Source organism: Arthrobacter sp. Y3224055 (assembly GCF_059090825.1).
The window spans coordinates 373,018-386,400 of record NZ_JBNHGB010000002.1 but is presented as its reverse complement, the minus strand read 5'-3'; the positions used below and the strand labels follow the sequence as shown (position 1 = coordinate 386,400).

At 67.3% G+C, this 13,383-nt stretch carries 11 protein-coding genes; 7 read left to right on the top strand and 4 right to left on the bottom strand.

Annotated elements, in window-relative coordinates; translation table 11 throughout:
* The first annotated feature begins 43 nt into the window (after positions 1-43).
* Complete coding sequence (locus AC5RTY_RS07110) at positions 44-475, top strand: YybH family protein (protein ID WP_494013893.1); 432 nt, start codon at positions 44-46, stop codon at positions 473-475.
* Between the two features lie 75 nt (positions 476-550).
* On the opposite strand, the gene AC5RTY_RS07105 is transcribed toward AC5RTY_RS07110, so the two are convergent.
* Positions 551-1,225 carry an alpha/beta hydrolase family protein gene (locus AC5RTY_RS07105; RefSeq protein WP_494013894.1) on the bottom strand — a complete coding sequence of 225 codons (675 nt, stop codon included), beginning with the start codon at positions 1,223-1,225 and terminating at the stop codon, positions 551-553.
* A 50-nt stretch (positions 1,226-1,275) separates the two neighbouring features.
* Between AC5RTY_RS07105 and ligD the strand changes: the two genes are divergently transcribed.
* Positions 1,276-2,298, top strand: a complete 1,023-nt coding sequence (gene ligD / locus AC5RTY_RS07100) for a non-homologous end-joining DNA ligase (RefSeq protein ID WP_494013895.1) — start codon at positions 1,276-1,278, stop codon at positions 2,296-2,298.
* 52 nt (positions 2,299-2,350) lie between these two features.
* Here the strand turns inward: ligD and AC5RTY_RS07095 are convergent, their stop codons facing one another.
* Together AC5RTY_RS07095 and AC5RTY_RS07090 are read right to left on the bottom strand one after the other, a co-directional pair.
* On the bottom strand, positions 2,351-2,971 hold the full coding sequence (locus tag AC5RTY_RS07095; protein WP_494109200.1) for an L-threonylcarbamoyladenylate synthase: 621 nt from the start codon (positions 2,969-2,971) through the stop codon (positions 2,351-2,353).
* A gap of 65 nt (positions 2,972-3,036) precedes the next feature.
* Positions 3,037-3,399, bottom strand: coding sequence for a nuclear transport factor 2 family protein (locus tag AC5RTY_RS07090; RefSeq protein WP_494013897.1), 363 nt, complete (start codon positions 3,397-3,399; stop codon positions 3,037-3,039).
* A 138-nt stretch (positions 3,400-3,537) separates the two neighbouring features.
* On the opposite strand from AC5RTY_RS07090, the gene AC5RTY_RS07085 reads away from it, so the two are divergent.
* Together AC5RTY_RS07085 and AC5RTY_RS07080 are read left to right on the top strand one after the other, a co-directional pair.
* Positions 3,538-4,086: a dihydrofolate reductase family protein gene (locus tag AC5RTY_RS07085; protein WP_494025862.1), complete on the top strand. Its 549-nt coding sequence runs from the start codon at positions 3,538-3,540 to the stop codon at positions 4,084-4,086.
* A 919-nt stretch (positions 4,087-5,005) separates the two neighbouring features.
* On the top strand, positions 5,006-6,646 hold the full coding sequence (locus tag AC5RTY_RS07080; RefSeq protein ID WP_494139286.1) for an HNH endonuclease: 1,641 nt from the start codon (positions 5,006-5,008) through the stop codon (positions 6,644-6,646).
* Positions 6,647-6,763: 117 nt separating this feature from the next.
* Here AC5RTY_RS07080 and AC5RTY_RS07075 read toward each other — a convergent pair whose 3' ends face one another.
* Positions 6,764-7,273: a hotdog fold thioesterase gene (locus AC5RTY_RS07075; RefSeq protein ID WP_494139285.1), complete on the bottom strand. Its 510-nt coding sequence runs from the start codon at positions 7,271-7,273 to the stop codon at positions 6,764-6,766.
* Between AC5RTY_RS07075 and polA the strand changes: the two genes are divergently transcribed.
* The 3 genes from polA to rpsA all read left to right on the top strand — a co-directional run bounded on the left by polA (position 7,272) and on the right by rpsA (position 13,225).
* Complete coding sequence (gene polA, locus AC5RTY_RS07070) at positions 7,272-10,046, top strand: DNA polymerase I (protein ID WP_494139284.1); 2,775 nt, start codon at positions 7,272-7,274, stop codon at positions 10,044-10,046. The genes AC5RTY_RS07075 and polA overlap by 2 nt on opposite strands.
* Positions 10,047-10,154: 108 nt before the next feature.
* Positions 10,155-11,465: a GNAT family N-acetyltransferase gene (locus tag AC5RTY_RS07065; protein WP_494139283.1), complete on the top strand. Its 1,311-nt coding sequence runs from the start codon at positions 10,155-10,157 to the stop codon at positions 11,463-11,465.
* 287 nt (positions 11,466-11,752) lie between these two features.
* Complete coding sequence (gene rpsA, locus AC5RTY_RS07060) at positions 11,753-13,225, top strand: 30S ribosomal protein S1 (protein ID WP_493980210.1); 1,473 nt, start codon at positions 11,753-11,755, stop codon at positions 13,223-13,225.
* Positions 13,226-13,383 lie beyond the last annotated feature (158 nt).

The window sequence follows — 13,383 nt, the reverse complement described above, 5'->3', positions numbered from 1 at the left end:
CCCGGCCGCACGGCCCCGGCGGGAGGCAGCGGCTGGAGGAATCATGCCAGGGCCCGATCTCGAACTTGTTGCCGAGCGGTATCACCGAGCGCTGGACGCGTTCGTCCAGGGAAACCCCGCTTTGGCGAAGGACCTGTTTTCGCGGCAGGAGGAGGTCACGCTTGCCAATCCGTTGGGGCCGCCTGCCCGTGGCTGGGCGGAGGTCGAGGCGGCCATGGACCGGGCGGTATCGCATTTCAGGGAGGGCGAGCCGATCCGGTTTGAACGGATTTCGACCTACGTCGCGACCGATCTGGCCTACATCGTCGAAATCGAGCGGACCCGGGTGAAGGTCAGCGTGTCCGATTCGGCGTCCCCGATCTCGCTGCGGGTCACGACGATATTCCGGCTGGAGGACAGCAACTGGAAGATCATCCACCGTCACGCCGATCCCATCACCTCCCCGCGGACCATCGATTCGATCGTCGAGCAGTAGCCGGCAGCCGGCCGGCGGCAGGCGCCGCGGGCCCTCGACTCCATCGTCGGGCACTGGCCGGCAGCCGGCCGGCGGTCAGGCGCCGCTGACCCTCGAGCGGAGGAATTCGGCAGCAGGGCCGGCGAGCGATGCCCCAATCTCCGCCGCCCCTCTTCTCCCGCCCTTGACGTCGAAGGAATGGTCGCCGCCTTCCTGCCAGGCGAGCACGGCATTCGGGCCGATGCGTGCGACGACGGACTCGAGCAGTTCCGGGGTTGCGAAGGTATCGCGGGTGCCCTGCAGGAACAGCATGGGCAGCGTGAGGCCATACAGGTGCTCGTCGCGCAGCCTGTCCGGTTTCCCCGGCGGGTGCAACGGATAGCCGAGGTACACCAGGCCGGCGGCCGGCATTCCCTCCGCCACGGCCATCGACGCCATGCGGCCGCCGAAGGATTTGCCGGCCGCCCACAGCGGTTCACCTTCGGACCGCGCTGCCGCTTCCCGCATGGCCGAACGCCACGCCACGATGGCAGCCGGCGGGCGGTCCGGAAACTTCCTGCCGGCCTCCCGGTAGGGGAAGTTGAAGCGCAAGGTGGCTACGCCGTCGTCGTTCAAGGCGCGGGTGAAACCGGACAGGAACGGGTGGTCCATGCCCGCGCCGGCCCCGTGGGCCACCACCAGCGAAGCGAAGGGGGACTCGGGGCGGGCGTAGATACCGGAGACAGTGGTGTCGCCGACGTCGATGGTCACGGTGGACTCGGTGATAGGCATGCTCCCATCATGCCCTCGCCAGAAGCGAGTGTGTGTGTTTAGGTGTTCCCATGGCCAGCGAACAGACAACGCTGACGGTCGACGGACCGCACGGCGAGCGCGAGGTGCGCATTTCGAGCCCGAGCCGGGTGATGTGGCCCGAACTCGGGATCACCAAACTGGATCTGGCGCGCTACATCGCGGAGGTTGGCGAGGCCTTCGTCCGCGCCAACGGCGACCGGCCGGTGTCCTTGCAACGGTTCTCGAACGGGGTCGACGGCGAGCAGTTCTTCTCGAAGAATCCGCCCAAGGGTGCGCCCGAGTTCGTGCGGTCGGTGATGGTGGTGTATCCGAGCGCCCGGTCGCACCCGCAACTGGTCCTCGACGAGCCCGCCGCGGCGGTGTGGGCGGTGCAGATGAACACCGTGGTGTTCCACCCGTGGCCGTCGCGCGCGGGGAACTCCGACAACCCGGACCAGCTTCGCATCGACCTGGACCCGCAGCCGGGGACCTCGTTCGACGACGCCATCCCGGTGGCGATCGAACTGCGGTCGGTGCTGGCGGAGGCCGGACTCAACGCGTTCATCAAGACCTCCGGAAACCGCGGGCTGCACATGTTCGCGCCGATCGAGCCGACGCACGAATTCCTGGACGTGCGCCACGCCGTCATCGCCGCGGCGCGGGAGATCGAGCGGCGGATGCCGAAACAAGTGACGACGTCGTGGTGGAAGGAGGAGCGCGGGGAGCGGATCTTCGTGGACTTCAACCAGGCCAACCGCGACCGGACCATGGCGGGTGCCTACAGCCCGCGGGCCCTGCCGAACGCGGCGGTGTCCTGCCCCATCGCATGGGACGAACTCGAGACGGCCGATCCGAAGAACTTCACGATCGCCACGGTTCCGGACAGGCTGAAGACAACCGGCGACCCATGGGCCCGCATGCATGATGAGCCGGGCAAGATCGACGTCCTGCTCCAGTGGTGGGAACGCGACCTCGCCGCGGGCCTGGGGGAGATGCCCTTCCCGCCCGACTATCCGAAGATGCCGGGCGAGCCGCCGCGGGTGCAGCCCAGCCGGGCGCGCAAGAAGGACTAGCGGGCCCGCCAACCTGACGGATACCGCCCTCGGCGACCGCCGCCCCCGGCCCCTATTCGAACCGGGACGGGTCGCCGGCCCCGTAACGGACCACTTCGGCAGTGCCGCCGGAAAAGTCGACGACCGTGGAGGGCTCGGACCCGCAGTCGCCGCCATCCACCACGGCGTCCACCACATGGTCGAGCCGGTCCTTGATCTCCCAGCCCTGGGTCAGCGGTTCCTCCTCGCCCGGCAGCAGCAGCGTGCTGGAGAGCAGCGGCTCGCCCAGCTCCGCCAGGATCGCCTGCGCGACTTTGTTCGCCGGAATGCGGACGCCCACGGTCTTCTTCTTCGGATGCATTAGCCGGCGGGGAACCTCCGCGGTGGCCGGCAGAATGAAGGTGTAGCTTCCCGGCGTCACCGCCTTGATGCTGCGGAAAACCTTGTTGTCGACGTGCACGAACTGGCCCAGCTGGGCAAAGTCCTTGCAGACCAAGGTGAAATGGTGCTTGTTGTCGAGCCGGCGAATGGTCCGGATCCGTTCCAGGGCGTCCTTGTTGCCCAGCTGCGCGCCGAAGGCATAACAAGAGTCGGTCGGGTACACGATCAACGCGTCCGACTGGACAAGGCCAACAATCTGGCCGATCGACCGCGGCTGGGGATCCTGGGGGTGTACGTCGAAGTATCTCGCCATTCCCCGAGCTTACGGCCACGGGCGCGGTTGATGCATGAGCGGAGCATCCTGTGCGGGCGTCGGTCTCAGGAAGGGACCGACTGGTCCATCCACCACTCCGTGAAGTGGGTTGCCCGGCCTTCGCCGTTCAACCGGATCACCCACAAATTGCTGTAGGTGCGTCCGTCCCGGTGGTAGGCAGTCGTTCCCTCCACCACGGAGACGTCGTCGGTCACGGCGACTTCGTGCCACTCGAAGGTCGCCGCGCCGGGCTCATCCTTGCGGGCCAGCCACTGCTGGACGATGCTGTCCCGGCCACGCCACGGGTCCGTCCACGGCTCCGGCCGGTACTCGGCGTCGTCGGCAAACAGGGCTCCGATCTGATCCGGGTCATTGGTTTCCCACGCCTGCCGGTAAGCGGTGATCCACGCCGCCGTCTTCCCATCCATCCCACCGTTGTACTGCGGCGGCCGCGGGCCGACAACCCCGGCATCCCCACGGGCCGCGTGCGGACCGATAACCCCGTCTTTCCCGCGGGCCGCATGCCACGCTTCCGCTGGTTGAACCCGCTGGCTAGCATGGGGCCCATGGCCCGGACTATCTACTACGTCGGCAGCTCGGTGGATGGGTATATCGCCGACCGCAGCAACAAGCTCGACTGGCTCACGCAATTCAACGACGCCGCCGGCGTCCAGGACAGCTTCGAAACCTTCATGCAGCGCATCGGGTCCATCGTGATGGGCTCCGAGACGTACAAGTTCGTGCTGGAGCAGGCACCGGAGGAATGGCCTTACGGCTCAACACCCACCTGGGTCTTCACGCATCACGAACTTCCAGGCATCCCCGGGGCAGACATCACGTTTGTGCGGGGCGACGTGGGTATCTTCCACGACGACATCTGCGCCGATGCCGGCGAGAAAGACGTGTGGCTGGTCGGCGGCGGACAACTTGCCGCCCAGTACGCGTCGGCTGGCCTGCTGGACGAACTCATCCTGACGTTGGTGCCGGTAATGCTGGGCGGAGGACAACCGCTGCTACCGGTTACCAGCACGACGGCGCCGGCCCGGCTTCGCGGGAGCCGCACTTTGGGCGACTTGGTAGAGATGCACTACGACCTAAATCCGGTGGCGGTCTAGCCTCGCGCCTGCGCGGTGCCCCCGCGCGGTCCTGCTGCAACCACGACTACGGCCCTCCAACTCAGCGGTGCGCCTTGCCCCCGCGGGGTCCTGCTGCGGGGACCCGTCTGTGCCTTCGGATTACGTGGGCTAACCCATACCTCGCGCACACCTGGCTCGCGCCGTGCGGCCCCCGCTTCGACCATAACTGCGGTCCTCCGTCCCCGCGGTGCGCCTGTACGGTTCCTTTGCAGGCCCCGTCCGGGGGATGGCGAACGTAACCCCCTGTAGCCCGGCGCCCGCTGCGACCACCCCTGTAGTCCTCCGCCCCGGCGGTGCGCCTTTGCGGTTCTCCTTTGATGGCCACTGCCGGCTGTCAGGCCTCCGCGGTGCGCCGCTTAGGTCCCTCAGCCTCTGCAGTCGGCCTTTAGTCTTCCGATGTTGACCAATGAGGCTCGGGCCTCCGCCTTCCCCCATGTCGTCCTCCGGCGTCCCTGCACCGCCTGTGTCCCTGCTCGACGATCCAAATTCACGGCCCGATACCACTCATCCGCGGCTTTCGGCGGGGAATTTCTGCATCGCCCGAAACTGTCAGTGGCGGCGGATAGCCTTTTTTCAGTAGCAGTTCAGCACCATCGTTGGCCGCCGGGTTGTGGGTTTGCCGGCGGCGTCTGCGGATCCGTGCAGGGTTCGTGACCGCTCGTAGTCGAAGCCATGCAGCATGCATGCTGAAGATTGAGACGCTGAGATGTTTGATCCGGCCGTACCCGATCCTCCCGCAGCAGCATCGCCTGCTGCAGGACCTGTCGGAGACCCGTCTGCCCCAGCCCGGTCTGCCGTAACGTCGTCTGCCGCAACCGGGGACGCCGCACCATCTCCTGCCGAAACCCCGTCTGTCACAACCCCGGCCGCCCCGGTATCACCTGCCGGCGAAGGTTTGTTGCGGGAGCCCGGACCGGCCTCGGCACCGCTGGATTCTGCCGGCGTTCGGGCTGCGGCCGTTGCCCTCGAGGGCATCGACGTGGGTGCGTCGGAGCGGGAGTTGGTGGAGGAGCTGACGGCGTTGGAGGGTTTGAAGGCTGCCGCGGCGGCCGCGCAGGCCAGGGTGCAGGTCGCGTTGGAGGAATCGGTGCGTGCCCGCCGTGCCTGCGCCGGGATCCCGAAAGACCGGCAGGGCGCCGGGGTGGCCGCCCAGATCGGGTTGGCCCGGCGCGAGTCCCCGCACCGTGCCGCGGTCCTGCTGAACCTGTCCCGGACCCTGGTCACACAGATGCCGCACACCCTGGCCGCCCTCGCCGCGGGGGACCTGAACGAATACCGGGCTGAGATCCTGGCCCAGGAGACCGGCTGCCTGTCCCCGGAGCACCGGGCCCGGGTGGACCGGGAACTGGCCGGGAACCGGGACCGGTTGCACGGGTTGGGGAACCGGGCGCTGCGGGCCGAAGCCAAGCGCCTGGCCTACCGGCTCGATCCCCGCTCGGTGGTGGACCGGGCGGCGAAGGCCGAAGCGGACCGGCATGTGTCCTCCCGGCCCGAGCCGGACACGATGGTCTCGGTCCGGACCCTGCTGCCGGTCACCCAGGGGGTGGCGGTGATGGCCGCCCTGCACAAGGAAGCGGACCGGCTGCGCAGCCTAGGAGACCCCATGTCGCGGGGCCAGATGATGGCCGATACCGTGTTCGAACGCGTCACCGGCCGCAGCACCGCCGACCCGGCCCGGCTGGAAATCCAGTTGGTGATGACCGACCGCACCCTGCTCCGCGGCGAGGCCGAACCGGCCTGGCTGACCGGGCACGGCATCGTCCCGGCCCGTTACGCCCGCAACCTCACCCGCCCGCCAGAACCGCCGGCAGCCGACGGCAGCCCGCCGGGCGGGGCCGGGCAGAAGGCGCCGCCGGCCGGGACCGAATCGGGGTGGAAGACCGCCCGCGAGCAGGCCCGACGCACCAAGGTATTGAAACAGGCCAGCGTGGAGGACGTCTGGGTCCGCCGCCTCTACACCGCCCCTGGGACCGGGCAGCTGTTGGGGATGGACTCGGCCGCACGGAGATTCCCCGACGGGATGCGCCGGATGATCCACGCCCGCGACGCCGTCTGCGCAAGGCCCTGGTGCGACGCCCCGATCCGGCACATCGACCACATCGTGCCCTGGACGCAAGGCGGTGAAACGACCATGGCCAACGGCCAGGGACTGTGCGAACAATGCAACCAGTCAAAGGAAGCCGAAGGCTGGTCCAGCCGCCCCCTCAACGGACTCCACCACACGGTGGAAACCACCACCCCCACCGGACACACCTACACCTCCACCCCGCGACCACTACCAGGCACGCCGCCAACCGGAGCGTCAGAGACCGATAAGGCCAGAACCGAGACGGTGCCGGCGGGCACAGTGATGTCGGCCGCAGAGACCGCTCAGCCATCCTTGGCATCGAGCGCAGAAATCATTCACGGCGCGTTGGCCGCTGCCGCGGCGAACAGCGATGACGACGCCGACGACGGCGCCCGGCGGAGCGCATGCACTGCGGGCGGTTGGGCAGTAGCGAAAATCCCGAGGGACAAGCTCGCCCCGTCGGCCGCCTAAATTGCCAGCGCGAGGGGGAGTGGCGCTGACCAGCGCAAGGGGGAGTGGCGCTGACGCCGATCCCAGCAGTGCGTCGATCTGGCCTCCGGGCTCGCGGGCCAGGGTTTCGAAGAGTGCCTACCCGTTGTCGCGGATCAAATTGGTGATCCGCGCCGTGGAGAGGCGCCGTCCGGCGTCATCGGTCATCACGACTTCGTGCACGGTCAGCGAACGCCCCAGCTGGATGGCCGTCGCAGTGCCGGTGACCAGGCCCGAAGAGACGGAGCGGTGATGGCTGGCGCCGACTTCGATGCCGACGGCGTGGCGGCCGGCTCCCGCGTGCAGAGTCGCCGCGAAGGACCCCAGCGTTTCAGCCAGCACCACGTGTGCGCCGCCATGCAGGATGCCCGCTACTTGGGTATTTCCTTCCACCGGCATGGTTGCCACCATGCGCTGCGGGGTCATCTCGCTGAAAACGATGCCCATCTTCACCACAAGCGATCCCACCCCGGTGTGTATCAGCCACCGGTGCAAGTGTTCCGGGACACCGGCGTCGACCAGTTCGGCGATCGTGGCCGCGGCCGTGGCCGGAAGCGCGCCCTGCGAGTGTCCCGCAGCACTGTCGCCGGGTGTGAATTTGTCGCTCATGGGAACTAGGCTGGCAGGTGTGAGTGAAACTAACAAACCGGCAGCAGCGACCGCGACAGTAGAGGCGGAGGGAGCCCCCGTTTCCGGCCCGGAGAGCGAAGCATCGGGGCCAAAGCGCCTGCTGCTGATCGATGGCCACTCGATGGCGTTCCGCGCGTTCTACGCCCTGCCGGTGGAAAAATTCTCCACGGATACCGGCCAGCACACGAATGCCGTCTACGGTTTCACCTCCATGCTGATCAAGATGATCGAGCAGCGCGAACCGACCCACATCGCCGTGGCGTTCGACCTGGACACTCCCACCTTCCGCACCGAGGAGTATTCCGAGTACAAGGGCGGCCGTAACAAAACCCCCGAGGAATTCCACGGCCAGGTGGACCTGATCGTCAAGGTGATGGAGGCGATGCAGATCCCCACCGTCACCCTGGACGGATACGAGGCCGACGACGTCATCGCCACCCTGAGTGAGCGGGCGGAGAAGTCCGGCTGGGAGGTTCTGGTGGTGTCCGGGGACCGGGACGCGTTCCAGCTCATCACGGACAAAGTCACCGTGCTGTACCCGAAGAAGGGCATCAGCGACATCCCGCCGATGGACGCCGACGCGGTGGAAGCCAAGTACTTCGTCCGGCCGGAGCGGTATGCCGATCTCGCGGCGCTCGTCGGTGAGACCGCCGACAACCTTCCCGGCGTCCCCGGCGTGGGCCCAAAGACCGCGGCCAAGTGGATCAATCTCTACGGCGGCGTCGAAGGCATCCTGGAGAACCTGGATTCGATCGGCGGCAAGGTCGGCGAGGCGCTCCGGGCCAATGTCGATTCGGTCAAGCGCAACCGCCGGCTGAACCACCTGCTCCGGGACCTGGACCTGCCCGTGAAGCTGGAGCACATGGTGCTGCAGCACCCCGACCGGACTGCCATCGAGGAACTCTTCGATGCGCTCCAGTTCAACACCCTGCGCAAGCGGCTCTTCGACCTCTTCGGCGAGGAGGACGCCGTCCGCGAGACTGAGGTCAACGCCCCCGCCCACACGGTGGTCACCGGTGCGGCCGCCCTGAAGGAATGGCTGGAGGAGACCAACCAGCACAACGTTGCCCTGCAGTTGGTGGCCGAAACCGCGGAAGGCGGGGACGACGCCGTCGGGCTGGCCCTGGTGGCCCACGCCCAGGCCGCCTACGTGCCGCTGACTTCGTTGGACGCCGACGCCGAGCAGTTGCTGGCTCACTGGCTGTCCGACCTTGACGCGCCGAAGGTCGTCCACGACTTCAAGTACGCCTACAAAGTTCTCTCGCGGCGTGGGTTCGAGCTGCTGGGCGTCGTCGACGACACCGCGATTTCGGCCTACCTCATCCAGCCGGACCGGCGCAGCTACGAACTGGCGGACTTGGCCCAGTACCACCTGAAGATGTCCGTGGCGGCCCCCGAAGCCGCAGCCAACGGGCAGTTGGAGCTCGGCCTGTCCGAGGACGACAAGGCCGGACCGGCCGTGGTGCAGGCATTCGCCGCGCTGCAGCTGAGCGAACACTTCGCCGGACAACTGGTGGACCGCGGCGCCAACCAGCTGCTGGGCGGGCTCGACCTGCCCCTGTCGCTGGTACTGGCGCGGATGGAACTTGACGGCATTGCCGTGGACGCCGGCGCGCTGGACCGGCTGGTGGACGATTTCACCGTCACCATCGACGCGGCCAGCTCGGCGGCTTTCGGCATCATCGGCAAGGAAATCAACCTGGGCTCTCCCAAGCAGCTGCAGACGGTGCTGTTCGAGGAGCTGGGGCTGCCGAAGACCAAGAAGATCAAGACCGGTTATTCGACCGACGCCGATGCGCTCAACGACCTGTTCGCCAAGACGGGCAACGAATTCCTGGTCCAGCTGCTGGCCTATCGCGATGCTTCAAAGCTGCGGCAGACGGTGGAAGGCCTCCGCAAGACCGTGGCGGACGATGGGCGGATCCACACCACCTACGCGCAGACGGTGGCCGCCACCGGCAGGCTGTCCTCCATCAACCCGAACCTGCAGAACATCCCGGTCCGGTCGGAGGCCGGCCGGCGCATCCGGGAAGCGTTCGTCGTCGGCGAGGGCTACGAGCTGCTGCTGACCGCCGACTACTCGCAGATCGAAATGCGCATCATGGCCCACCTGTCCGGAGACGAAGGCCTGATCGAGGCATTCCGCTCGGGCGAGGACCTGCACCGGTTTGTCGGCGCGCACATCTTCGGGGTCGCGCCCGAGGACGTCACCAGCGAGATGCGCGCCAAGGTCAAGGCCATGTCCTACGGCCTGGTGTACGGGCTGAGTTCGTTCGGGCTGTCCAAGCAGCTGAACATCTCCGTGGACGAGGCGCGGACACTGATGAAGGAATACTTCTCGCGGTTCGGCGCCGTCCGCGATTATCTGCGGGGAGTGGTGGACAAGGCCAGGGTGGACGGGTTCACTTCGACGATCGAAGGCCGCCGCCGTTACCTGCCGGACCTGGCCAGCGACAACCGCCAGCTGCGCGAGATGTCGGAGCGGGCCGCGCTGAACGCGCCCATCCAGGGATCGGCGGCGGACATCATCAAGAAGGCCATGCTCGGCGTCTCGGAGGAGCTGCGCCACCAGGGACTGAAGTCTCGGATGCTGCTGCAGGTCCACGACGAACTCGTGCTCGAAGTAGCGGCGGGGGAGCGGGAACAGGTGGAGAAGTTGGTGCGCGCCCAAATGGGCGGCGCCGCGGAACTGACCGTGCCGTTGGACGTGTCCGTCGGCGTCGGCGCCAACTGGCAGGAAGCCGGACACTAGACACGTCCAGCCTCCAGTGTCCCCGGCACGCGGAGGCGGTGACGGTTCTGTGCGATGGCTGCGGCTCCCTCTGGTGGACCGGGGGAGGTGCCGCTAGGCTCGTAGATCGTGACCACGCGCACCCAGGAAACCCGCCAGGACATCCGCATCGACCGGTTTGCCGCCGGGCTCGACGGCGACCGGCCCGACGCCAGGACCCTCGGCTGGTTCGAAGCGGTCAGGTTCGGGTTCCACGACGGCAAGCCCGATGCCTCCGACATCGCCGCCTACGCCCGGGTCTACGGGATGGACCAGCGAATCCTGTGGGGTGCCTACGACGACACGCAGCGCCCTGGCGTGTGGGACCCCCAAGTACCTGTCGCTACCTACGCCACCATGGTCAACACCCTGAACGTGGGCGGCGGGCAGCTGCTGGACACCCACCTGATCACCGCGGTGACGGTCCGGGCGACGCATCGGCGCCGCGGCCTGCTGCGACGGATGATCACCGACGACCTGAAGCAGGCGGCCGGCCGGGGACTCGCGATGGCGGCGCTCACCGCTTCCGAGGCCACCATCTACGGACGCTTCGGGTTTGGCGCGGCGACGTTCATCCGCGAAGTGGAAATCGATGCCCGCGAACGGTTCGGGCTGCGCGCCGCGGCGACGGGGACGATGGAGTTGGCCGACCCGGCTTCGCTCCAGGACCTGGCGCCGGAAATATTTAACGGGTTCCATACCCGGACCCCTGGCTCGGTCGGACGCCAGGCCAGTTACGCCTTCCGCGTCTCGGGCCGCTGGAGCGAGGACAAGGCGTCGGAAGACAAGTCGCTGCGGGCGGCCGTCCATTACGACGGCGACGGCCGGCCGGACGGCTATGTCAGCTACCGCTTTGCCGGCTGGGACAGCAAGCCCTACACCGTGAAAGTGGCTGACCTGGTTGCCGCCGGACAGGATGCGTACGTGGAGTTGTGGCGTTACCTCGGGTCGCTGGACCTGGTGGAACGGATCAAGTTCCCGCTCGGGCCGGTGGAAGATCCGCTGGCGTGGGGACTGGCGGACAGCCGCGGCTACGAGGTGGCGGCGGTCGAAGATGTGTTGTGGCTGCGCGTGCTGGACCCGGTAGCGGCCCTCCAAGCCAGGCCGTACCTGCACGACGGCTCGTGCACCCTGCGGATCACCGATCCGCTGGACATCTGCGGCGGCGCCTACCGGCTGACCGTCAAGGATGGCCGGGGAGTGGTCGACGTGCTGCCGGAGGACGCGGACGTCGACGCCACAGTGCCCGTGGATTCCCTGGGGTCGCTCTATCTGGGCGGAGTCCGGGCGCGGACCCTGGCGGCGGGCGGCCACTTCTCCGGTACGTCAGCGGAGGCAGTGTCCAGGATGGACCGACTGTTCGCAACGGACACCGCTCCGTATTGCATCACGCATTTTTGACCCTTCCGGGAGCGGGGCCGCGGGCACAGTTTCGGCGTGCACCTGCGCCTTGACGGGGCGAGTCGCTTTGCCGGGATTGGCGCGACCAGTTAGACTTATTGGGCGCGTAATGCGTATGGAGAGCCCTTCAGTGAAGGGCAGGCTCCATGAGCTTCACCAAAACACATCAGTCCGTTTCCGTAAACGGCAATGCATCCCTCGTGCTGCAGCGGTTCAATGCTGCTGCGCGCCGGGAAGCAGGGCAGCAGCGGAACTCAGAAAACTATCCACATCGGAGCCCCTACTACATGACCATCACCTCCACCGAGAAGCCCGGTACCCCGCAGGTCGCCATCAACGACATCGGTACCGCTGAAGACTTCCTCGCAGCCGTCGACGCGACCATCAAGTACTTCAATGATGGCGATCTGGTCGAAGGCACTGTCGTCAAGGTTGACCGCGACGAAGTCCTGCTCGACATCGGTTACAAGACCGAAGGTGTCATCCCCTCCCGCGAGCTTTCCATCAAGCACGACGTCGACCCGGGCGAAGTTGTCTCCGTCGGCGACGAGGTCGAAGCCCTGGTGCTGACCAAGGAAGACAAGGAAGGCCGTCTGATCCTGTCCAAGAAGCGTGCTCAGTACGAGCGCGCCTGGGGCGACATCGAGAAGGTCAAGGAAGAGGACGGCGTTGTTACCGGCACCGTCATCGAGGTTGTTAAGGGTGGCCTGATCCTCGACATCGGCCTGCGCGGCTTCCTGCCCGCGTCCCTCGTCGAGATGCGCCGCGTGCGCGACCTGGCTCCGTACATCGGCCAGCAGATCGAAGCGAAGATCATCGAGCTGGACAAGAACCGCAACAACGTTGTGCTGTCCCGCCGTGCATGGCTCGAGCAGACCCAGTCCGAGGTCCGCTCCACCTTCCTCAACAAGCTCGAGAAGGGCCAGGTCCGTCCGGGCGTCGTCTCCTCGATCGTCAACTTCGGTGCCTTCGTGGACCTGGGCGGCGTCGACGGCCTGGTGCACGTCTCCGAGCTGTCCTGGAAGCACATCGACCACCCGTCCGAGGTCGTCGAGGTTGGCCAGGAAGTCACCGTCGAGGTGCTCGAGGTGGACCTGGACCGCGAGCGCGTGTCCCTGTCCCTGAAGGCCACCCAGGAAGACCCGTGGCAGACCTTCGCCCGCACCCATGCGCTGGGCCAGATCGTCCCGGGCAAGGTCACCAAGCTGGTTCCGTTCGGTGCGTTCGTCCGCGTCGAAGACGGCATCGAGGGCCTGGTCCACATCTCCGAGCTGGCCGTGCGCCACGTGGAGCTGGCCGAGCAGGTTGTCTCCGTCAACGACGAGGTCTTCGTCAAGGTCATCGACATCGACCTGGAACGCCGCCGCATCTCGCTGTCCCTGAAGCAGGCCAACGAGGGCGTCGATCCGGAGGGCTCCGAGTTCGACCCGGCCCTGTACGGCATGGCTGCCGAGTACGACGAGCAGGGCAACTACAAGTACCCGGAGGGCTTCGACCCGGAGACCAACGAGTGGCTCGAAGGCTACGAGGCGCAGCGCGCCGCGTGGGAGCAGCAGTACGCCGACGCCCAGGCGCGCTGGGAAGCCCACAAGAAGCAGGTTGCTGCCTCCATGGCAGAGGAAGCCGAGGCTCCGAGCGAGTCCGAGGCCGCACCGACCAGCTACTCCTCCGACGCCCCGGCAGCTCCGGCCTCCAGCGGCGGCACCCTGGCTTCCGACGAAGCCCTGGCTGCACTGCGTGAGAAGCTGACCGGCCAGTAACAACGGCCCTGGGCGCCGGGGCAACCCGGCATCGCTGACTGAGGAACCCCCGCACCCCTAGGGCGCGGGGGTTCCGCCGTCTCCGGCGCCTTTCCCTAAGCGCCGGAAGACCGTCGCTGCGCGGCCGGTGCCCGCCCGGGGGTTGCTGCGGTCCTTGC